Raw genomic sequence first — 22,288 nt, 5'->3', positions numbered from 1 at the left:
CCCGTGATCGTGACGGTCACGGCCGGGTCGGCGCTGGCCGGCGCCGTCGTAGGCGCGGGGGTCGGGGTGCTCGGAGTGGCGGGCTGCGTCGGCGCAGGAGTCGGCGTGGCCGGCTGCGTCGGCGCGGGGGTCGGGCTCTCGCCAGGAACGGGCACCAGGGCGTCGATGCCTGCGTCGACGCGAACTCCCTGCGGCGTGTAGGCCGCTCCAGCAGTGGTGAAGCGCCATGAACCGCGTTCCAGCTCTGTCGGTACGACGAATTGGTGGTCAGGGCCGAGGTCCTTCGACTCGCCCACCGCGAGTGTGATCGGAGCACCACCCGGCAGTTTGTACGCGTCGAGGAACACATTGAGGGGGACGTCGCCGGTGTTCTTGAGGTGAATCGTGTAGTCGACTCTGATGGCGCGCTCGCTCCCCTCGGGCGGGGGTGCACCCGGAGTGAACGTGGCACTGACCGTGCGCTCGAGCGCGGGGTGCTCGACGGCCGGCGCCGACGTCGGGGCGGGCGTGGCGGGCTGCGTCGGAGACGGCGTCGCGGGCTGCGCCGGTGCCGGGGTCGGCGTGGCCGGCTGCGCACCGGGGACGGGGATCGTGCCGCTCACGCTCGCGTCGATCCGGACGCCTTTGGGGGTCCAGGCGTCTCCGGCGGAGGAGAAGGACCAGACGCCGCGGCGCAGCTCGTCGTCGGTGAGGAGGGAGGGCCGAGTGACGTCCTTGGTCTCGCCGACGGCGACCTTGATCGGTGCGTTCCCGGGCTGGGGGATCTCCGCGAGGAAGACGTTCAGCGGGACGTCGCCGGTGTTCTTGAGGCGCACCGTGTACTTCACCCGGACGCCCTTCTGACCGGGGTTCCCGGTGTCGAACGGCTCGAACGCGGCGGTGACCGATCGCTCGAGGGCGGGGCTCTCGGCGGCCGTCGCCGAGGAGGATGGTGACACCTGGGGCTGTGCGGTCGGCGCCGCGTCGGCCGCGAGGGCGGCGGGCGCGGCGGAGCCGAGCAGACCGACGGTGAGGACGAGGGAGGCCGCGACGTCGAGCGGTCTGCTGCTCGATCGGCGCGGGCCGTGCGGGCGTGGTGAGAGTGTGAGCATCTTCGATTCCTGTCGGGGCTCGGCGGAGCAACGTGGACGCGAGAGAGTCTCACACCGCTCTCGTGGTCGCGTCCGTTCTCCGCCTCGACTGGCGCGGCATGTCGGGTCGCTGGGCGCGCAGAAGGGCCGTCGTGCAGGATGCACGGCGGCCCTTCCCGGAGCGCGGGAGCCGACCCGGCGGAGGAGGGTGTCGACCCGCCGTCTCGGCGCGATCGTCACTCGGTGACGGTGCGGCTCCTGCGGCGGCGGCCCAGGAAGACGCCGACGGCGCCGAGCAGGGCGAGGACCCCCGCTGTGGGCAGCACGGCGGCGGCGTCGGAACCGGTGGAGGCGAGGTGACCGGCCGTCGACCGGGTCGACCCCGCGGCGGCCGAGGTGGCGACCTCACCGCGGCTCGAGGAGGTGGCGACCCCGGTGGCCGACCGGGCTGCCGTGGCGCTGGAGGGCGTCGCGGCGGGCTGGACGTCGGCTCCGGCTGCGGCGGGGGACGCGGGTCCCGCCGGCGCGGTGGCGTCCGGACCGGCCGGGTCAGGAGTCGTCGCGGGGATGGCGAGGGTGCCGAGGATCTGCTTCGAGTAGTCGTAGCCGTCCCGCGTGATCGCCGTGGCCGCGGCGGCGACGGAGACCGAGTGATCGAGCACGTCGCGCTCGGTGACGGTGCTCTCGAAGGAGACCACGCCGGTCTTGCCGACGGGCAGCTCGGCGAGCTTCTCGCTGTCGGCGACCTGGACGTCGCGGAGAGCGGTGTCCCCGGTGTTCGTGAGCGCGGCGACCCACTCCACCTTCGTGCCGGCGACGACGGGCTCGCCCTCCTTCACCTGGAACGTGCCGGAGACCTTCACCTCGAGATCCGGCTTCTCCGTGGACACCGGAGCCTTGGCGGGGATGGGCAGCTTCGGCGCCGACACGATGACCCGGGTGCCGCCCGGAAGGATCTCGTTCGAGGACTCCGACTCCGGCGTCACGAACCCGTCCGTGAGGTTCTGCGCGGTGACGACGGCCTCGGTCGTGGTCAGGTGGAACGACTCGCCGACCGCGAGCTTCTCGCGCCCGAGGACGTTCGTGATGTCGACCGGTCCCGTGTTCTTCACGTCCTGCGAGAACTCGACGCGAGTACCCTCCTTCACGAGCTCACCCGGCTCCGTGAGGAACTTCCCCGTGACGGTCACCGTCACCTCCTGGGTGGCGACGGTCGGCACCGGGAGGGGGGCCGGCTCCGGCGTGCTGGTGGTCGGCGCCGGCGTGGGCGTCGGGGTCGGCAGCGCGGACGGCTCCCAGAACCAGGGGACGCGCTTCTCCACCTGCGCGCTCGGAAGGGGGATGTCGGAGACGACCGTCACCGTCGTCCTCTCGGAGGGCGACGTGGTCCACGTGTCGAGCTTGATCGGAGCCGACCACCTGCCGTTGTGCAGCGCTTCACCGCCGAGGGGCATGCTCGCGGAGAAGACCTTCGACTGGCCCGGGCCGAGAAGAACGTTGTTGTCGAGGCCGGGGAACTCGACGAGTTCCACGTGGAGCGCTGCGTCGGTGATGTTCGTGGCGGTGAGCTCGTAGTAGACCCTCGAGTTGACGTTCAGGATCTTGTCGGGGGAACCGCCGAAGGTCGCCGTGATCGACGTCTTCAGCCCCCCCGTTCACCAGCGGGGCCGGAGACGGGGTGGCGGTCGGTGACCCGGCGCTGTCGGCGGCCGGGGTCGCGGCTGCCGCGGTGGTCGGCATCGTCTCCGCCTGGGCGACGGGGGCGGCTGCTCCGAGCAGACCGACGGTGAGGACGAGGGACGCCGCGACGTCGAGCGGCCTGCTGCTCGGTCGGCGCTGTCCGTGGGATTGCGGTGGGCGTGTGTGCATCTGCGACTCCTGTAGGGGGCTCGGCGGAGCAAGCGGGTGACCTGAGGAAGTGTCACACCCTTTTCTCAGCCACGCAGTGTCGCCGGCGCGACTGGCGCGGGCCGTCGCGTCGCGCGGGCGCAGGACGAAGGGCCGCCGTGCGCTCAGCACGGCGGCCCTTCGTCGGTCTGCGGACGCTACTGCAGCGTCACGGAGACCGGGGCGCTCTCGGTCGTGTTGCCCGCCGCGTCCGTCGCCCGGGCTGTGAGCGCGAACGTGCCCTGCACCCCCGCGGTGTCGGAGGCCAGCGACCAGGTGTCCCCGTCGGTCTGGACGCCGTCGCCGATCTCGACACCCTCGACGAGGAACACGACTCCGGTCACAGCGACGTCGTCGGTCGCCGTGACGGTCGCGGTCGCCGGGCCGCCGAGCACGTCACCGGGCTCCGGCGCGGTGATCTCGACCTCGGGGGCAGTGGCGTCCTCCGCGGAAGGCTCGGGCTCCGCGGGCGAATCGGGCTCGTCGGGCGCGGACGGCGTCGCCGTCGGAGCGGGGGTCGTCGGCGCGGTCGTGGGCGTCGACGTCGGCGCGGCGCTCGGAGACGCGGTCGCCGCCGGGGTGCTGCCGCCGCCGCGGAGGTCCACGTCGTCCCAGATGCCGGTGAGGTAGGCCGTGGTCGGCCGGGGGCTGCGCGCGTCGAGGTCGGCGGCGGTCAGCGAGCCGAGGCTCTGGTCGACCGTGAAGCCACCCGACCGCGCCGTCTTGCCCGGCAGGTTCGTCCGCGTGTTCGAGACCGAGTCCCAGCTGGGCTGCAGCGAGCCGATGAAGGTCGAGCCGGACGCGTCGACGTTGCCGCCGCCCGAGCCCTGGATCGCGCTCAGGCTGCCGGGGCCGTTCTGCGCTCCCGCGGAGCCGGCACCGCCCCGGAGGAACGGGTAGCGCTGCGCGGCCGTGCTGCCGCCGACGACGAAGGTCTCGTCGAAGGCGACGTTGCGGACCCCGCCGATGATCACGGCGCTGTTGTTGGAGGCGAACACCACGGTGTCGCGGAGCGTGACCTGGCCGGTGATCCCGGATCCCTCGATCTGCAGGGTGTCGGTGTGCGGGCGCGGCTCGCGGTTGCCGCCGTACCTCGCGTCGACGTAGTAGGAGGGCGCGAAGTAGCCGCCCTCGACCAGGACGTCGCTCAGCTGGTCGGGCGCGTAGGCCTTGATCTGCGCCGAGTCGGCGTTCTTGACCGTCGAGTCGGGCTCGACGACCTCGATCAGCTCGACGTCCCGGACGGGCAGGCCGGCCGACGCGGCGAGGCCGACCCAGTTGTCGGCGATGCGGAGCCAGGCGAAGGAGGCGTGCTTCGCGCCCTTGACGTCGAGCGAGTCGATGTCGAAGCGCATCAGCGTGATGCCCGTGACTCCGCGCAGCGACCAGTCGCCGCCGGTCACCGAGCGGAAGCCGTCGCGCGCGGTGATCAGGACCTTGGAGGCCCCGCTGTTGGTGTAGCCGTTCAGGGCCGAGAGGTCGGCGACGCGGCCGGGGGCGACGCGGACGACGGCGCCGTTCGCGATCTGGTTCGCGGTGAGCCGGTCGAGTGCGGTGCGGATCGCCGGGCCCGAGGCCGCGACGTCCACGACGGTGGTGCCGCGGGGGAGCCCGGAGCGGATGTCGGGGGTGTCCGAGGGGTAGTGCGTGCCGTCGGGCCCGGAGGTGGTGGCGGAGGCGGCGGAGGCGGCCGGTGCGTCCTGGAGCACTGTCGCGCCGACGGCGATCCCGACGGCGGCGGTGATCGCGAGGATGCGGACGAGGGCGAGCCTCGCTCGGGGGCGCGCGTGGCGCGCGGCCGGGCGGAGGGGACGGGAGGGGGACGACCTGGGGGGAGTGGCTCGTGCCATGGGGTGTCTTCCGATCGGGTCGGGCAGCGGGGGAAGGGGTGCCCGGAGCACGGCGCGGCAGGAGCCTCGAGGCGCTGAACGGTCCGGGGCTCCTGAAGGAGCCTCGGAGTCCCGCGGCGGTGCGGTCCGGGCGGTCGGTGCGGGGAGAGCAGGGCGGGTGGTGCGCGGAGGAGGGTCGGGGACGGCAGCGCGTCGGAGTCGACGGGGGAGGTGGAGGCAGCGCGGCAGGGAAAGGGGAGGGGTGGCGTGCTTCCACGGCCAATGTACGGGACGTGCCCCGTCAGTGGGGCACTGGCGCTGACGCTGATTCGGGCTCTACTATGACGCGGCCGGCGGGGGTGGGGGGACGGCGGGTCTCGATACGCCGCTGCGCGGCTACTCGACCAGCATGCGGGGGCCGCTGCGCGGCTGCTCGACCAGCATGAGGGGGGCGCTGCGCGGCTGCTCGACCAGCATGCGGGGGCCGCTGCGCTCGCCATTCGCCGAGGGTGGGCGCCTCTTGCTGATCGAGTAGCCCACGGAGTGGGCGTATCGAGATCCACCGGTGCCGTAGGGCGAGTCCGCACGTCGGCGTGCTGGGGACGGCGGGTCTCGATATGCCGCTGCGCGGCTACTCGACCAGCATGAGGGGGGCCGCTGCGCGGGTGCTCGACCGGCAGGGGGCGGGTCGGTGCGCGTCTTGCGCGAGCGGTGGGGACGGCGAAGGGCCGGCGCCTCGTCGCCGAGGGGCCGGCCCTTCAGGGCTGAGCGCGGGGAGCTAGCGCAGCGTCACCGTCACGGGAGCGCTCGCGGCGACGTTGCCCGCCGCGTCCGTCGCCCGGGCGGTGAGCGGGAAGGTGCCGCGCATCCCGGCGGTGCTGGTGGTCAGCGACCAGGTGCTGGCGCCGGTCTTCGTGCCGTCGCCGACCTTGAGGTTGCCGAGGTAGAACGCCACGCCGGTGACGGCGGTGTCGTCGGTCGCGGTGACGGTGGCGGTGGTCGAGCCGCTGATCACGGCGCCGGCCGACGGCGAGGTGATCGCGACCTTCGGGGCGGTGGTGTCGGCGACGGGGCCGCTTCCGCCGTCCTCACCGTCGGGCGTCTCCGCGGGGAGGTCCGGGGTCTTGGTCGGCGTCGGGGTCGACGTCGGCTCGGGGGTCGCGGTCGGCTCGGGCGTCGCGGTGGGGGTCGCCGTCGGGGTCGCCGTCGGCGTCGCGGTCGGCTCCGGCGTCGCCGTGGGAGTCGCCGTCGGCGTCGCGGTCGGAGTGGGCGTCGGTGTGGGCGTCGTGGTGTCGACGTCGTCCCAGATCCCGACCAGGCGGGACGTGGTCGGGCGGGGCGTCCTCGAGTCGAGCTCGTCGACGCTCATCGAGCTCAGCGTGCTGTCGAGCGTGAAGCCGCCGCGGGTCGCGGTCTTGCCCGCGATGTTCGTGACGGTGTTCGTCACGGTGTCCCACTTCGGCTGGAGCGAGCCGGCGAGCATCGAGTCGGAGGCGTCGATGTTGCCGCCTCCGGTGCCCTGGATCGCGCTGACGCTGCCCGCGCCGTTGATCGCACCGGCGTAGCCGGCACCGCCGCGCAGGAAGGGGTAGCGCTTCATCGCGAGCGGCCCGCCGACGATGAACGAGTCCTCGAACGCCACGTTCCGGACGCCGCCGACGATGACGGCGCTGTTGTTGGAGGTGAACACGACCGTGTCGCGGAGGGTGATCTGGCCGGTGACGCCGCTGCCCTCGATCTGGAGGGTGTCCGTGTGCGGTCGCGCCGGGTTCGACCCGCCGTAGACGGCGTCGACGTAGTAGGACGGCGCCAGGTAGCTGCCCTCGACCAGGACGTCGCCCATCACGTCGGGCGAGAACGCCTTGATCTGCGCCGAGTCGGCGCTCTTGACCGTCGAGTCCGGCACCACGACCTCGATCAGCTCGACGTCGCGCACCGGCACGCCCGCCGACGCGGCGAGTCCGAGCCAGTTCTTGTTGATCCGCAGCCAGGCGAACGAGGCGTTCGTGGCGCCCTTCACATCGAGCGAGTCGATGTCGAAGCGCATCAGCGTGATGCCGGTGACCGAGCGCAGCGCCCAGTTGCCGCCGGTGACCGACTGGAAGCCGTCGCGGGCGGTGACCAGGACCTTCTCGCTGCCGGCGTTGCGGTAGCCGTTGAGCGCGGACAGGTCGGAGATGTGACCGGGGGCGACCCGGACGACGGCTCCCTCCGCGATCTGGGTGCGGGTGAGCGAGTCGAGGGCCTTGCGGATCGCCGAGCCGGACGCGGCGGCGTCGACGACGGTGTAGTCCGCGACACCGGAGCGGATGTCGGGGGTGTCGGAGGGGTAGTGCGTGCCGTCCGGCCCGTGGGAGGCGCTGCCCTCCGCGGCCGATGCGGCCGGGATCGACACTCCGGTGACGCCGATCGCCACGGCGGCGGCGATCGCCAGGACGCGCAGGGCGTCCTTGGGGCGGCGGAGGAGGGGGAGGGCGGTTCTGGAGCGGGTGGTCGGGGGCATGTGGTGTCGTCCGATCGACTCGTGCTGTGCGGGGAGGGGACTGGTGCGGTGCGGAGGTCGCCCGGAGCGCGTCGACGAGGGAGCCTCGAAGCGGGCGGCGGATCGGTGCCGCGCCGGGGAGCGGTGCCGAAGGACGCGTCGCTGCGGTCCGGGCTGATGGAGTGCGGCACTGCCGCGGTGACGCCGCCGCGGCGCGGACGCCGGAGCGGCCGTGCATCGGGTTGTCGGGTAGGCGCTTCTCGACCCTCCCGAGGGAGGGCGAACCGCGTGCTCGCGGACCTCCGGGGGCGAACCTCCGGAGCGGGTGCCGAGCCTGTGGAAGGATTCAGGGAGCCTCCCAGCTTCGTCAGGATAGGGACTCCCCGACGAGCGACACACCACCCCGAGGGGGGTCGGAGCGGCAGACAGCCGCTCAGCTTCGTCCGGCTACTGCAGAGCTCCCAGCACGACCGCCGCCGCCCGCGCGACGAGGGCGTCGTCGTAGGCCGCCTCCGGGTCGTTGCGGGAGGTCAGGACGGACAGCACGATCGGGTCGCGGCCGGGAGGCGTGACGACGGCGACGTCGTTGCGGAGGCCGCCCGCTCCGCCCGACTTGTCCGCGACCGTCCAGCCCTCGGGAGCGCCCGCGCGGATCAGCGCGTCGCCGGTCGCGTTGCCGCTCATCCAGTCCAGGAGCAGCGCGCGATCCGCGGTGGGAAGGGCCTCGCCGAGTGCGACGGCGGTGAGATCGGCGGTGAACGCCGCCGGAGTCGTGGTGTTGGCGGTGCTGCCCGGGGCGATCGTGTTGAGGGCGGGCTCCTCATCGACCACGTCGGTCGTCGTGTCGCCGAGCTGCTCGAGGGCCCGGTCGAGGGCGGCCGGTCCGCCGAGGCGGTCGAGCACCAGGTTCAGCGCCGTGTTGTCGCTGCGGCGGACCGCGGCCTCGGCCAGCTGCGCCAGCGGCAGCCCGCCGTCGATGCTCTCGGACGTGACGGGGGAGTAGCCGGCGGCCTCGACGTCGGCAGCGGTCCAGGCGACGACCTCGTCGCGCTCGTCCGCGGGGACGCTGCGCAGGAACTCCGCGGCGGCCAGGGCCTTGATGCTCGACGCGTAGCCGAAGCGCTCGTCCTGCCGGTGCAGGACCTGCCGGCCGCTGCCGGTGTCGACGGCGCTGACGCCGATCCGCGCGTCGAACTCGGCCTCGAGGGCGGCGAGCTCGGCGGAGACGTCGACGGGGGCGGGCTCCGGAGACGATGCGGCGGAGATCGACGGGAGCGGCGTCGGCGGACGTGAGGCGGCGGGCGCGCTCGGTGACGAGCAGCCGGAGAGCACGAGTGCGAGGCCGGCGGCGAGGACGGGGAGGGATCGTGCGGGCGATCCGGGACGGCGGCGGCTCACAGGACGGAGTAGACGACGACGAAGGCGAGCGCGGCCGCCGCCGTGACCGCGAGGGCCGCGAGGGCGATCGGCCACCGCGGTCGCCTCCGGATCACCGCGAGAGCGAGGAACGCCGCGCCGAGGACGATCTCGAGCCACCAGTAGACCGGGCTGGTGGTGTCGGCGACGTTCGCCAGCGCCCAGGCGCCCTCGCCGATCAGGACGCCGGACAGCGGGGCGACCGCGAGCACGCGCCAGGGCGGCGAGCCGTGCAGGGTCAGTGCGGCGGCGGCGCCGAGGATCGGCCCGGCCGGCACGGCCAGCAGCCAGAACACGTCGGTGAAGGGCGCGGAGTAGCCGAAGCCGAGGGCGGCGGTCACCAGGTCGTAGCCCTCGAGGAGGGCCCAGAAGGTCAGGAGGCCGAGCGCCGCCGCCGCCACGGGCCGCGCGCCGCCGAGCCGCACCAGCGCGAAGACCAGCATCGACCAGCCGCCCGAGGAGTTGGCGAAGGAGTTCACCGACCCGGGCAGCGAGCCCTGCAGGAGGCTGGTGAGCCCGCCCAGGAGCAGGCCGCCGACCAGGGCGACGAGGAGGGCGCGCGCGAGGCGCGGGCGGGACGGGGCTGGAGGCATGAGTCGATTCTCGGAGGTCGTGGGCGGCGCGGCATCGGGGATGACCCTGATCGGGGTGCTGAGGGGCTGAGTGCTGCGGCGGAGTCGAGGACGGCGTAGGCCTCTAGCTCGACCAGCACGTCGGGCTCGAAGAGGAAGCGGAGCCGGACGACGTCGTCGAAGCTGGCGCCGACACCCTCGAGACCCGGCCGATCGTGGTCGAGTACCGCATCTCGCCGATCGGGGACACGCTCAACGAGCTGGTCGACGCGCTGCTGCGCTGGACCGACCGGCAGCTGCCGGCGGTGCAGGCGGCGCGGGCGCGGTACGACGGGGCGGAGCCGGCGGCGGGTGCGGGTGCGGCGGATCTCGATACGCGCCCTGCGGGCGCTACTCGATCAGCATGAGGGGGCGCACTTCGGGCGCTGGTCGATCAGCATGAAGGGGCGCACTTCGGGCGCTGGTCGATCAGCATGAGGGGGCGCACTTCGGGCGCTGGTCGATCAGCATGAGGGGGCCGCTCTGCAGAGACGGCGGAAGCAGGCTGACGCCGAGCCGCGGGGCGGGCCGTCCTCATGCTGGTCGAGCAGCCGCGCAGCGGCGTCTCGAGACCCGACGGTCTCGGCGAGGGCGAGCTCGCGGACGGTCAGCGCCCCGAAGCCGCTCGAGGCGCTCGAGACGATCACGACTCGCGACACGGCGGTCCTCTCGTGGGGGAGAACGGGTCGGCTCCACTCTCGGTCGGACGCGGCCGCGGCGGTGTCGTGATCCTGCGCAGGAGGAGCGCGATCCTGCGGAGTCGGTCGTCTTGTTACCGTGAACAATCTGCATTAGGTTCAGCGTGTCGACGAGGATTCCCCGTCCTCCCAGTAGCTCGACAGGTGTTGCGCAACTCGCGCTTTCCGCCTTCCCCACATCGGATTCAGAGGCGAATCCGGAGAGGAACCGTCAATGTCGACGTCCCCCCACCTGAAGAGTCCGGATGCGAGAAGACCGGAATCGAGAGGACCGGATCCGAGACGACGCAATCCGAAGGCGATGCGCGCACTCGTCACCGCCGCGGCGGCGTCGGTCGCGCTGCTCGCGTCCTGCGCGGTCCCGGTGACCGCTGCTGCGGCAGCCGATGCGGTCCCGTCTCCCGAGCAGAGCCTGCTCGCGGACTTCACCTTCGATGCGGCGCCGAGCAACGGCGCGTTCGTCGATCGCAGCACCCGCGCTTCCGTGCAGGGAGCAGCGAACCTGGTTCCCGGGAACACCGGCCAGGGCACCGCAGCGCGCCTCTCGTCGGCCTCGTGGCTCGACCTGACCGCCACGGACGGTAAGGCGCTCCTGGCCGGCCGGCAGAACGTGACCATCTCCTACGACAGCAAGCCCGATGCAGCGGCGAACACCGGCTGGGCCGTCTTCGCCGCCCGCTCCACCACGCGTCAGGAGTACGCCCAGGAGCACTACCTCGGCGTCCTCGACCGGACTTCCGGGATCACGGTCGAGCGGTACGACAACACGAACGGCCGGAACACGGCCGGCAACCTGGCCACGACGGCGACGAACGCCGCGTGGAAGCACGTCGATCTGGTCGTCACGGAGACGACCACGCGACTCTTCGTCGACAAGAAGCCGGTCGCCGTCAACGGCTCCGGGGTCCCGCTGAGCCAGATCCTCGGCTCGTCCGGCGGAGTCCTCCAGGTGGGCAAGGCGAACTGGGGCGGGGGAGAGTACTTCTCCGGCCTGATCGACAACCTCCGCATCTACGACCGGGCGCTCTCCGGCTCGGAGCTGGGCGCGGAGAACCCGGCGGTCACCTCCGACGCGGGCGCCGCACTGGCCGTTCCGGCCACCGTGCTCGGCGACCTCCCGTCCCGCGTCCTCGGCAAGCAGGTCACCTGGAGCGCCACCGGCGCCGGGGCGAGCCGCGTGCAGTCGAACGGAGCGGTCGACACCTCGGGCCTCGGCACCGGGACTGCCGCCGTGACGCTCACCGCCACCGTCGAGGGCAGCAGTCAGACATTCCGCTGGGACAGCCGCATCGCAGCCCCCGGCGGACGGATCGCGACCTACGTCAAGACGGTGACCACCACCGCCGGGACGAAGGACGACCCGCTGGCCTACAACGACGACCGCCGCGCCGACGCGCTGTACGCCGCAGCGCTGCCCGCCGGCGGCAGCAGCTGGGAGCCGCTGAACCGCTCCCAGGCGATCCTGTACGTCGCCAACGACGGCGACCAGGGCGCGAAGCCGAACGCCCAGGTCGGGTCGCCGAGCCTCTTCCGGTACGCGAACGGGGCGCTGGGCGCGGTGTCCGCGCAGAACAACGCGACCGACTCCGTCTACGTGTGGACCTCGCCCGAGGGCAGCACGTTCTCGCAGCAGCGCGCCGTGCGGATCGCTCCCGGCTCGGTCGTGACCGACCCGCGCATCGTGTTCGACGCCACGGCGCAGACGTACAAGGTGTTCTGGACGGACCTGCTCACCGGTGAGGGACGGGTGACGGTCCTCGCCGACCTGACCGCGAGCACTCCTCTCGGCGTCACGTCGAAGGCGGACACTCGGGTCCTCGGCGTCCAGGGCGCAGGACTCCCGTCCTGGGCCGCGCAGAGCCAGGCGAGCGACCTCGCGCTGACGGCCGCCGAGTTCGACGTCTTCTACAAGAACTACGTCGACCTGCAGAACACGGGCGTCGAGAAGATCGACGCCACGGTCGCCCAGGGAGCCGGAGCCGCCGGAGTCGCGGCCGCGCTTCCGAAGCAGGCCACGCTGGACTACAACGACGGATCGAAGAAGAGCCTCAACGTCGACTGGCAGGACGACCTCTCCGCAGTGGACACCACGAAGCCGGGCAGCTATCAGGTCTCGGGCACCGTCCGGCAGGACCCCGAGGAGATGGTGAGCGACGCCCGCGCCGATCCGCACGTCTTCTTCAACCCGGACGACGGCTACTACTACCTCACCGGATCGCACTACGGCCAGTCCTCCCTCGGACCGATCGAGGAGAGCTCGAGCTACCGCAAGATCGGCCTCAAGCGGGCCACGACGCTCGCGGGGCTGCAGGACGCGCCGGAGCAGATCGTCATCGACCCGGACAGGGGCACCCCCGGCAAGGAGGGCCAGTATCCGAACACGTTCTACGGCTGGGGCGGCTTCATCTGGGCGCAGGAATTCCACAAGATCAACGGCACCTGGTGGATCGTCGCCGGGATGAACAAGGGCTACGCCCCCGTCGGCGGCTTCTGCGACAACACCGTCCTCATCCCCTACACCGGCACCGACGCATCGATCGCCGCGGGCGGCTTCTTCGACCAGACCAAGTGGGGCGAGCCCGTCGTCCTCGACGGCGCCGCGTTCGACGTCAGCTACTTCGAGCGCACCGAGGCCGGCAAGCAGCAGGGCTACTGGATCATGCCCTCCGGCGGCCAGATCCTGATCGGAAAGGCCGTCTCCGGCCCGAAGGGGACAGTGCCCCTCGTCGACGGGCAGCTCACGCGCGTGTACGGCGAGAGCCAGCCGTGGGAGATCGGCAAGCTCGCCCCCACTCCCAGCGACACCACCGAAGGACGCGACCAAGGAGTCGTCGAGGCGCCCTTCATGGTGCAGCAGGGCGACACCATCTCGATCACCTACTCGGGAGGCACCGTCGACAAGTACTACAGCCTCGGGCTCCTGAGCACGACCGCGACGGCGGACCTGCAGGATCCCGCGAGCTGGAAGCAGACCGCGTTCCCGGTCCTGGACACCAACGACACCTTCACCGGTCGTCTGGGAGCGGACGAGACGAGCTACTACACGAAGCAGCAGGCCGGAACGGGTCACAACTCGTTCGCGAAGGACGAGTCCGGCAACCTCGTCCTGGCGTACCACGCCCGCCCGTACCAGGACCCGCACCTGGCGACGGACCCGGTGAACGCCGGGGGCCTGTTCGACTCGGACCGCAACACCTGGTTCAAGGGCGTCAACGTCCGCGCCAACGGCACCCTCGACCTGTCGCTGACGAAGAACCAGGAGGTGGCACCGGGGAACCGGACCGTCACCGCCACCGTCGTCGTCCGGGGAACGACCCCGACCGTGACCGCCACCGCCACGTCGCGGTGCGTCGCGGGGAAGGCCGTCGTCACGGTCGTCACCAGGAACGCCGGGACCGCCGCCGCGGTGGTCACCTGGGCGACGCCCTGGGGTGAGCGCACCCAGAGCATCGGCGCGCAGAAGACCGCCTCTCTCGCGATCACGACCCGGGCCGCCGCCATCACGGCGGGGACCCTCACCGGGACGTCCGTCGCAGGAGGCGCGAGCACGCCCGTCACCGCGGCCTATCCCGCCGCTCGCTGCGGATAGGGCGCCGGGGAGTGGGGCCGGTCCGCGGGCCGGCCCCACTCCCGCGACCCTCCACCCTCTGACTTCGATCCGCACCGGATCAGGGCAGGCAGCGCTGCCTCGCCCCGACATGAAGGAGTTCCCATGAAACCCACCACACGATGGCGCGCCGCCCTGGTCGGTGCGCTCGCCTCGGTGGTCGTCGCAGCCGGCGTGGCACTGCCGGCCGTCCCGGCGACCGCCGCCGACGATCTCCTCGTCCGCTACGACTTCTCCCAGCTCTCCGGAACGACGGTCCCCGATGCCTCCGGCGGCGGGCGCACTGCGATCCTCCGCGGCTCCGGAGCACAGGTCTCGGGGAGCGAGCTCGTCCTTCCGGGAGGCGCGAGCGGCAGCGCCGCCGCCTACCTCGAACTGCCGCGCGGCCTCATCGACGGTCGCGACACCCTCACCATCCAGACCTGGCTGCGCAACGACACCGGAGCGGGCAACTACGCCGCCGTGTTCTTCGGGACGGCCGAGAGCCCGCCGTCCCAGTACTGGCTGCTCAACCCCCGCGACCCCGGCGGGCGCTTCAAATCGGTCATCACCGCGAGCCGCAACGCGCAGGCGCCCTGGACGACCGAAGCGGGCATCCCCGCGAGCGGACCGACCGGACCCGGCACCGACGCCTCCTGGGGCCTCTACACCACCGTCCTGCAGCCCGGGAAGCTGACCGGCTACTACAACGGCCGCCTCATCGCCGAGACCGTGACGAACCGATCGGTCAGCGATCTGGGCACCGACCTCGTCGGCTACATCGGCCGCTCGTCCTACGCCGACCCCTTCTACAAGGGCGGCGTGCGGGACTTCCAGATCCGCACCAGCGCTCTCTCCGCCCAGCAGGTGGCGGACAGCTACTGGAGCGGCGTCGACGCCGGTGTCCGCACCGCGGCCCTCGCCTCCGACGCGGCGGCCATCGACCTCGGACCCTCCCGCGTGAGCTCCGACCTCGCACTCCCCACCACCGGCGCGCAGGGCTCGAGCATCCGGTGGACGAGCTCCGACCCGGCGCGCATCAGCAGCACGGGAGCGGTCACCCGGCCCTCCGGCAGCACCGACGCCGCCGTCACACTGACCGCGACCCTCACCCTCGGGGGCGCCTCGACCACCCGCGACGTCCCGCTCACCGTCGCCGCGCAGAACGCCCAGGCCGACCTCGACGCTCTCGCCGAGGGCATCGTCCTCCGCCCGACGCTCGCCGACGGCGAGCTGCTCCCCACCGCTCCCGCCGGCGCGACCCTCACCTGGCGCACCACGACCGCCGGTGTGAGCATCGCAGCGGGCGCGGTGCGCACGAGCGGCACGGCGGCCGTCTCCGCGACCGTCACGGGGGAGCTCCGCTCCGGAACGGCCACCACGACGAAGACCTTCTCCGTCCGCGTCCTCCCGGCGGGCCAGGCCCGCTACCTCCTCGCCTACGAGCGCACGGCGCTGGGATCGCAGGAGTACGGCGGCAACGTCGCCTACAGCATGCACCTCGGCCTCGGTACGACCCGCACCAGCACCGAAGCGCTCAACGACAACACGGGTGTCCTGTTCGCCGACGCTCAGCCCACCGGCGTGCTCGATGTCGTGCAGACCCGGACGCTCCGCGACCCCTACGTCTTCCAGCTCGCGACCGGCGGCTACGGCGTCCTCGCCACCCGCACGCTCACCAACGGCGACGTCGACCCCGAGCGCCGCGGAACGCCGCTCTTCTTCACCACCCAGGACCTCGTCTCCTACGAGCCGCGCGGCTTCGTCGACCTGGGCGTGACCGCGGCCTCCGAGCCGCGCGCCGTCTGGGACTCGGCGGCGAAGCAGTACCGAGTGACCTGGAAGGACGCGGCGGGAGCGGACTTCTCGCGGTCCTTCACCGACCTCGCCGACGCGGGAACCCGCGGCGACCTGCGCCGAGGCGCGATCTCGCTGCCCGATGCCGCCGTCTCCACCTCGATCACCGGAGCCGTGCCCTCCAACCTGCTGGTCGTTCCCGCCGACACCGCCTCCTCGCTCGAGAAGCGACTGGGCCGGATCCGGAACACCACCGTGGCCGTCGACGCCGCGACCGTCCCGCAGGGGGCGGCGGTGCCCGCGCTCGGTGCAGCGACGCTCGGCTACTCGGACGGCTCCACGAAGAAGCTGCCGGTCGACTGGTCGGCCGCCGATCTGGCCGCCGTGGACACGACCACGCCGGGGACCTACCAGGTCAGCGGAACCGTGCGACAGCGCGACTACGCGGCGCCGTTCCTGCGTGCCGAGGCCGACCCGGACATCCTCCGCTGGAAGGACCGCTACCTCTTCATCTCCACGGACGACCGCGGCGACGACCAGCCCGGCATGTTCCTGCGGAGCTCACCGACCATCGACGGCCTCCGCACCGCCGCCGACAGCATGGTCGTCGCGCAGGGCACGGCCGGAATCGCCGGCTGCTACTGGGCGCCCGAGCTGCACGATCTCGCCGGCGAGCTCTACATCTACTACTCGCCCTGCATCGGCGCGATCGACTGGCAGCGAGTGACGTCCTACGTGCAGAAGCTGAAGACCGGCGGCGACCCGACACGTCTCGCCGACTGGGAGACGCCTCGCCCCGTCCTCAAGCAGGACGGCACAGCGCTGCAGCGCGACGCTCAGCACCCCGGCATCAGCCTCGACATGACGGTCTTCCAGGACGGCGGCCGCACCTACGTGTCCTGGTCGCAGCGCTACGTCACCGGCGGTGTCATCGGCGACGCCGAGCTCTGGATCGCCACCATCGATCCCGCGAACCCGTGGCGCCTCACCAGCGAGCCGCGCAAGCTCGTCACCGCCTCCTACGGCTGGGAGACCAACCTCACGAACGTCGCGGAAGGAGCGACGGCCATCACCCACGACGGGAAGGTCTACCTGACCTACTCAGGATCGGGAACCGACCGCACGTACGCCGTCGGCCTCCTGACCGCCCCGTCCGGCGCCGATCTCGCCGATCAGACGGTCTGGGCGAAGTCCGACGCTCCGCTCCTGAAGAGCGACCCGGCCGCGAACCTGTGGGGCCCCGGACACAACAGCTTCACGGTCGACGAGGACGGCAACGAGGTCCTGGTGTTCCACGCCCGCTCGAACGGAAGCAGCAACCGCGACACCTACCTCCGCCGGATCCACTGGGCCGCCGATGGGGGACCGGTCCTCGACATGAGCGCCGCGGAAGAGGTGCTCGCCGCGAATAGCACGGTCCGCACCACCATCACCGTCCAGGCGTCGGCCGTCACCGTGACCGCGACCGCCACGACGCGCTGCATCTCCGGCAGGGCCGTCGTCACGATCACCACCCGCAACGTCGGCGCCGGCACCGCGGACGTCGCCTGGGTCACCCCCTGGGGCGCGCGCAGCCAGCAGATCGGTGCACAGAGGACGGGCACGCTGGCGATCACCACCCGGGCCGCCTCCCTGTCGGCCGGGACGCTCGAGGGAACCGCCACGGTGAACGGGGTCGCCACTCCGGTCACGGCGACCTACCCCGCAGCACGCTGCAGCTGAGACGACCGAGAGGGGGTCCGTCCACGTCGAGTGGGCGGGCCCCCTCTCGGCGTTCCCGGACACCGCGCGCGCCGGTGGCACCGCGCAACGAATGACGACTCGGACCCGAGCTGCAGTGACAAGTGTGGTGATTCTCCGCTCTCCTGTCCGAGTCGGTCGGCGAGGCACTCTCGAGAGAGGGCAGGAGAGACACCGAGAATCGGAGGACGAGCGTGATCTCGCGTCGATTCTCGGACGGGACGCAATGGCAAGAGCAGTAGCAATAGCAATAGCAAGGCAAATGGCAATGGCGGTGAAGGATGTCGAGCATCCGAGTGATTCCGGAATGCGCCGCGGGCGCGCCCTCGACTCTTCCGGAATCGTGACGCGGCAGGAGAAGACGGAAGGCCCCGGCCCGGCGAAGCGACCTCGCGCAGAGGTCGCTCGCCGGGCCGGGGCCCGCAGGTGGATCTCTCGGACTACATTCCGTCGGAGAGCATGGCCTGCACGAGCTTCACGTGGCGCTCGAAGCCGAGCTCGGTGTACTCGGGGTTGTAGTTCAGGCCGTAGGGCCACATGTGGCCGCCGCCGCAGTTGATGGTCGCGGTGGGGCCGTCCCAGGTGCGCAGCAGCGGAAGGGCGGAGGTCCAGCCGTTGTTCTGGCAGCGGTCGACGAAGGCGTCGTAGCCGACTCCGACGGTGTGCGAGAGCTCGTGCAGCGCCGTCCCCTCCTGCATGTAGCCGCGGTCGGCACCGAAGCGGATGGTGCCGTTCGGGTTCGCGTCGGCGGTGGGCACGCCGGGCACGTAGTAGACGGTGTAGAACCGGTCGATGTTCGAGAGGCGGTTGTAGCGCGCGACCGCCCGATCCATCGCGTCGGTGATCCGCGCGTAGGCGTCGAGCTCATCGGCGGAGGGGTTCGCCGAGCGGACGAGGGCGTAGGTCATCTTCTGGACGGTCGGGTCGGTGATGCTCCACCGCTGCACCTTCGAACCGGTGCAGGTCCACTGCTGGATCGCGGCGCCGTCGGTCTGAGCGAAGTCCCTGTCGTCGAGGCAGAGGTTGCTGTGCCGGTTGAGGATCTGGCTGGATCCGCCGCCGACGTCCGTGATCTGCCACTGCTGGTTGGTGGCTCCCGTGCAGGTCCACTGCCGCACCTCGGCGCCGGGAGCGGTTCCGAAGTTGTAGTCGTCCAAGCAGAGGTTGCTGAAGACGTTCTTGATCTCGGCATAACCGGTCCCGAGATCGCGGATCTGCCAGCGCTGGTTGGTCGCTTCCGAGCAGCTCCACTGGCGGACTTCGGCACCCGGCTGAGTGACGAAGTCGAAATCGTCCAGACACATGCTGCTGTGCTGATTGCGGATCTCCTGGGCCGCGCCGACCCCGACGGGCGCGGTCGCCGCCTCGGCCGGTGCGGCGGCGCCGAGGGTGGTCAGGCTCGCGATCAGCGCGGCCGTCATCGTTCCGAGTAGGCGTGTCTTGATGGTGGACTTCACTGTCCTGGACATGCAATACCTTTCAGGTTCTTCGGCCGCCCTAGCGGGTGGTCGACGTACTGATCCGGTCCACCGCGGATACGGTGAGAAGATCATTGATCCGGCTTTTCGGCGCATTCTTCAGAAGGTCGAAAGACGCGACTCGACGCGATGGAGAGGCCGGCCTCCGGGTCTTTCGAGGACGAGCAGATTGTTATCGTGAACACTCCTCCTGGTCCGATCTTGTGCGTGCCGGACGACTGCTGTCAAGCCGGAATAACGCCCCGACTGGGGGACAAGTCTCCATTCCGAGCGCCATTCGGCTTTGTGGCCGATGAGCGTCCGCTACGCGTTCCGAATGCCGACAAGTGTCCGTTACTCGCGAAATGGATATTTAACTTGTTACCGTGAACAATCTGTTGCTACGGTGAAGCCGCCGCCACCGGGACGACACTCCTCCGTCCGCGGCCGGCCGATGGTTCGAAGCAGAGCCCGAGAGGATGCGTCACTGATGACGTCACGACTTCCGCGTTCCGGACGCCCCTCCGCCGAGTCGGCCCGCGGCCGAGGACGCAGGGCCGGCTGGCCGACCCTGGCGATCGCCGCACTGCTGCTGAGCGGGGCGATGACCCCGCTCGGAGCAGCCGGAGCGGCGACCATCGTGCCGGAGCCGCTCCTGCGCTACAGCTTCGACGAGAGCGGGACCTCGTCTGCCGTCGGGTCGGCGATCCCTGACGGGGCGATCGTCGCGGACGGAGCCTCGAGTCCGCACCCCGGAACCGTCGTCGGGTCCGGAGCCCGCTCGGTCGCCGGGCCCTCCGGTTCCGCCTCCGATCGCGCGCTCTCCCTCCCCGGAGGCGCGAGCGGATCGACCGCCGCCTCCCTCCGGATCGCCCCGGGGCTGATCCCGGCCGGCACGGTGGACGTCACGATGTCCGCGTGGCTGCTCTGGAGCGGCTCGCCGGAGTGCACCTGGCCCTTCGCCCTCGGGTCGGGCGTCTCTGCGCACCTGCTCGCGACCACGCAGTGCGGCGCGTCCGCGTACGGGGCCCTCACGAACGGCACCGAGGTGCGCGCGTCCGCTCCGGCTCCGGTCCCCGCCGCCCGCTGGGTCCACATGGCCGTCGTCGTCGACGGCGGCGACTCCGTCTCGACCTACCTCGACGGCAGCCTCGTCGGGCGTGGGGTGACGACGTCCACCGCGGTGGCCGCGATCGGCTCCAGCACCTTCTCGGGCTACCTCGGCAAGTCGTTCTACGGCGCCGACGCCTTCTGGGGCGGTGCACTCGACGACGTCCGAGTGTGGTCCTCCGCTCTGTCCGCCGAGCAGGTCCAGCAGAGCGCCGCGGACGTCCACTCCGCGCTCGCGACCAAGGACGCGGCGGTGTCGCTCAGCGGCACATCCGCTGTCACCGCGGATCTCTCGCTCCCTGCCGGCGGTGCGAACGGATCGACTCTCACCTGGTCCTCCAGCGCTCCCCGCACGGTCTCCAGCACCGGAGCGGTCACCCGGCCGGCCGCCGGCAGCTCCGATGCCGTCGTGCAGCTGACCCCGACCGCCACCCACGGGGCGGCGACCGTCATCGGCTCACCGATCACCGTCACGGTGAAGGCGTTCGCCACCGGCGACAGCGTGCAGGCCGAGCTCGCTCGCGCCGTCGCCGACGCCGTGCGCAGCGACCCGGCACTGCAGGGGCCGATCCGCGGCAGTCTCTCGCTGCCCGACTCGGGAGCCGACCTCGACGCGGTCGCCTCCCGAGCGGGAGCCGCGAACGCGGTGATCGAGTGGTCCTCCTCCGTTCCGACCGTCGTCAGCGCCGTCGATGAGGGCGCGGAGCCGGACGTCGTCCGGAAGGGCTCGGTCACCCGCGGGAGCACCGACACCGCCGTCACCCTGACCGCCACCGTGCGCGTCGCCGGGACGACCCCGGTCACGGTGTCGCTGCCGGTCACGGTGCTCGCCGCCTCGCCTCTGGACCCGGCCGACCTGGACGCCTACCTGTTCGTCTACTTCACCGGCGACAGCGTCGAGGGCGAGAAGCTGCGCTTCGCGACGTCCGACGGCGACAACGCCCTGCAGTGGAAGACCCTCAACGACGCCCAGCCGGTCCTCATCTCGACCAAGGGGACCCAAGGGCTCCGAGACCCGTACATCCTGCGCTCGGCCGAGGGCGATCGCTTCTTCCTCATCGCGACCGACCTCTCCGTCGGCCGCTCGGGCTGGGGAGAGGCGACCAGCAACGGCAGCCGCCACCTGGAGGTCTGGGAGTCCACCGATCTCGTGAACTGGGGCGAGCAGCGCCACATCGAGGTCAACGTCCCGAACGCCGGGATGACCTGGGCGCCCGAGGCGACCTACGACCCGGCCATCGACGCCTACGTCGTCTACTGGACCTCCTCGATGTACCTCGACGACGCGCGCACCCGGCCCGACGGCAACGGGCCGCAGATCGTCACCTCCATCACCCGCGACTTCCGCACCTTCACCGAACCCGAGCCGTGGTTCGCCTCCGCCGACGTCGCCGGGCTGAACAAGGGCAACGGCCTGATCGACGCGACCGTGCTCAGGGAGGGCGATCAGTACTACCGCTTCACCAAGGCCACCCAGAGCTCCGGGTGCCCGTCGCCGGACATCATCGGCCAGCGCTCCAGCGACCTCCGCGCCACCACCGCCTCCGGCGCCTGGAGCCTCATCGACACCTGCATCGGCCGCACCGCCGGCACCCCCGAGGTGGAGGGTCCCGAGATCTTCCGCGCGAACCCCGGCGACACCAGCGGCTACCGGTACTTCCTCTGGGTCGACAACTACGGGGGAGTGGGGTACATCCCGCTCGCGACGAACTCGCTCGAGGGCGACATCCAGTGGACGTACCCCGCCGCGTTCTCGCTGCCGAGCTCGCCCCGGCACGGCTCCGTGGTGTCGATCACGGCGAAGGAGCGCGACGCGCTCGCCGCGAAGTGGAACCCGGCCCTCCTGGTCACCTCGGTGAAGCCCGTCGCCGCCACCGCCCCGGTCGGCGCCACGACGGTGGCGCTGCCCGCCACCGTCTCGGCCGGCTTCCGGGACGGTCACAGCGAGACCGTCGGCGTGACCTGGCGCACGGCCGACCTCTCAGGGCTGAAGAAGGCCGGCGACAGCGTCCAGGTGACGGGACGGCTGCAGAACTCGTCGGCGACCCTCGCCGTGGCGACGATCACGGCTACGGCGCCCCCGGCGGCCCCCGCGATCGCGGCGACGGCCACGGCGTCGACCCGCTGCGTGCAGGGCACGGTCGTCCTCTCGGTCGTCGCGACGAACCCGAACGCCTTCCCGGTGAAGATGGTCGTCACCTCGACCTCGGGCTCGAAGACGTTCGAGGAGGTGGCCGCCGGCAAGAGCGTCACCCACTCGTTCACCACCCGCACCGCCGCGCTGCCCGCCGGCTCCGCGACCGCCACGGCCACCGCGTTCGTCGCCGGCAAGCCGGCCACCGCGACGGCCACGGCGCCGTACGCGGCGGCGAGCTGCGGCTGAACCCTGTTCCTTCCACGACCCGACCGACCACCCGACACCACTGAACCGGACGGCGAAGCTGCCGGCTCGAGAACGGAGAACACCCTGATGAACACCCGCTCCTTCCTCCTCCGCGGCGCCGCCGGTCTCGCCGGAGGCCTGCTCCTGCTCGGCGTCGCCGGCACCGCCTTCGCCGACGAGCAGCAGGGCGCCGACGACGTCGACGTCAACGTGCAGATCGCG

General features: G+C 71.7%; 10 protein-coding genes and 1 pseudogene. 4 read left to right on the top strand and 7 right to left on the bottom strand.

Going from position 1 to position 22,288, the window contains the following annotated elements; translation table 11 throughout:
• The 6 genes and pseudogenes from EDF17_RS19590 to EDF17_RS19565 all read right to left on the bottom strand — a co-directional run.
• Positions 1 to 1,091: pseudogene (locus EDF17_RS19590) on the bottom strand (hypothetical protein); the annotation flags it as partial.
• Between the two features lie 215 nt (positions 1,092 to 1,306).
• The gene (locus EDF17_RS19585; protein WP_123444586.1) at positions 1,307 to 2,602 is read right to left on the bottom strand and encodes an LPXTG cell wall anchor domain-containing protein; all 1,296 of its coding nucleotides are present in this window, start codon (positions 2,600 to 2,602) and stop codon (positions 1,307 to 1,309) included.
• Between the two features lie 513 nt (positions 2,603 to 3,115).
• Entirely contained in the window at positions 3,116 to 4,807 is a 1,692-nt protein-coding gene (locus EDF17_RS20070; RefSeq protein ID WP_166649760.1) for an Ig-like domain-containing protein, read from the bottom strand.
• Between the two features lie 757 nt (positions 4,808 to 5,564).
• Positions 5,565 to 7,289 carry an Ig-like domain-containing protein gene (locus tag EDF17_RS19575; RefSeq protein ID WP_123444585.1) on the bottom strand — a complete coding sequence of 575 codons (1,725 nt, stop codon included), beginning with the start codon at positions 7,287 to 7,289 and terminating at the stop codon, positions 5,565 to 5,567.
• Positions 7,290 to 7,715: 426 nt separating this feature from the next.
• The gene (bla, locus tag EDF17_RS19570) at positions 7,716 to 8,666 is read right to left on the bottom strand and encodes a class A beta-lactamase (RefSeq protein ID WP_185019936.1); all 951 of its coding nucleotides are present in this window, start codon (positions 8,664 to 8,666) and stop codon (positions 7,716 to 7,718) included.
• Entirely contained in the window at positions 8,663 to 9,277 is a 615-nt protein-coding gene (locus tag EDF17_RS19565; RefSeq protein WP_123444583.1) for a DUF6518 family protein, read from the bottom strand. Before EDF17_RS19565 ends, bla begins: the two co-directional genes overlap by 4 nt.
• 194 nt (positions 9,278 to 9,471) lie before the next feature.
• Here EDF17_RS19565 and EDF17_RS19560 point away from each other — a divergent pair, with 194 nt between their 5' ends.
• From EDF17_RS19560 to EDF17_RS19550, 3 genes are all read left to right on the top strand, one after another.
• Positions 9,472 to 9,663, top strand: a complete 192-nt coding sequence (locus EDF17_RS19560) for a hypothetical protein (RefSeq protein ID WP_123444582.1) — start codon at positions 9,472 to 9,474, stop codon at positions 9,661 to 9,663.
• Between the two features lie 631 nt (positions 9,664 to 10,294).
• Positions 10,295 to 13,582 (top strand): LamG-like jellyroll fold domain-containing protein, encoded by a 3,288-nt coding sequence (locus EDF17_RS19555; protein ID WP_166649759.1) that lies wholly within the window; start codon positions 10,295 to 10,297, stop codon positions 13,580 to 13,582.
• 123 nt (positions 13,583 to 13,705) lie between these two features.
• Entirely contained in the window at positions 13,706 to 17,098 is a 3,393-nt protein-coding gene (locus EDF17_RS19550; RefSeq protein ID WP_123444579.1) for a family 43 glycosylhydrolase, read from the top strand.
• Positions 17,099 to 17,556: 458 nt separating this feature from the next.
• On the opposite strand, the gene EDF17_RS19545 is transcribed toward EDF17_RS19550, so the two are convergent.
• Positions 17,557 to 18,585, bottom strand: coding sequence for an RICIN domain-containing protein (locus EDF17_RS19545; protein WP_166649758.1), 1,029 nt, complete (start codon positions 18,583 to 18,585; stop codon positions 17,557 to 17,559).
• Positions 18,586 to 19,063: 478 nt separating this feature from the next.
• Here EDF17_RS19545 and EDF17_RS19540 point away from each other — a divergent pair, with 478 nt between their 5' ends.
• Entirely contained in the window at positions 19,064 to 22,066 is a 3,003-nt protein-coding gene (locus EDF17_RS19540; RefSeq protein WP_166649757.1) for a LamG-like jellyroll fold domain-containing protein, read from the top strand.
• The last annotated feature ends 222 nt before the right edge of the window (positions 22,067 to 22,288 follow it).

This window comes from Rathayibacter sp. PhB1 (assembly GCF_004362935.1).
Taxonomy (GTDB): Bacteria; Actinomycetota; Actinomycetes; order Actinomycetales; family Microbacteriaceae; genus Rathayibacter; species Rathayibacter festucae.
The sequence above is the reverse complement of the archived record's forward strand: the minus strand, read 5'-3'. Positions and strand labels throughout refer to the sequence as shown.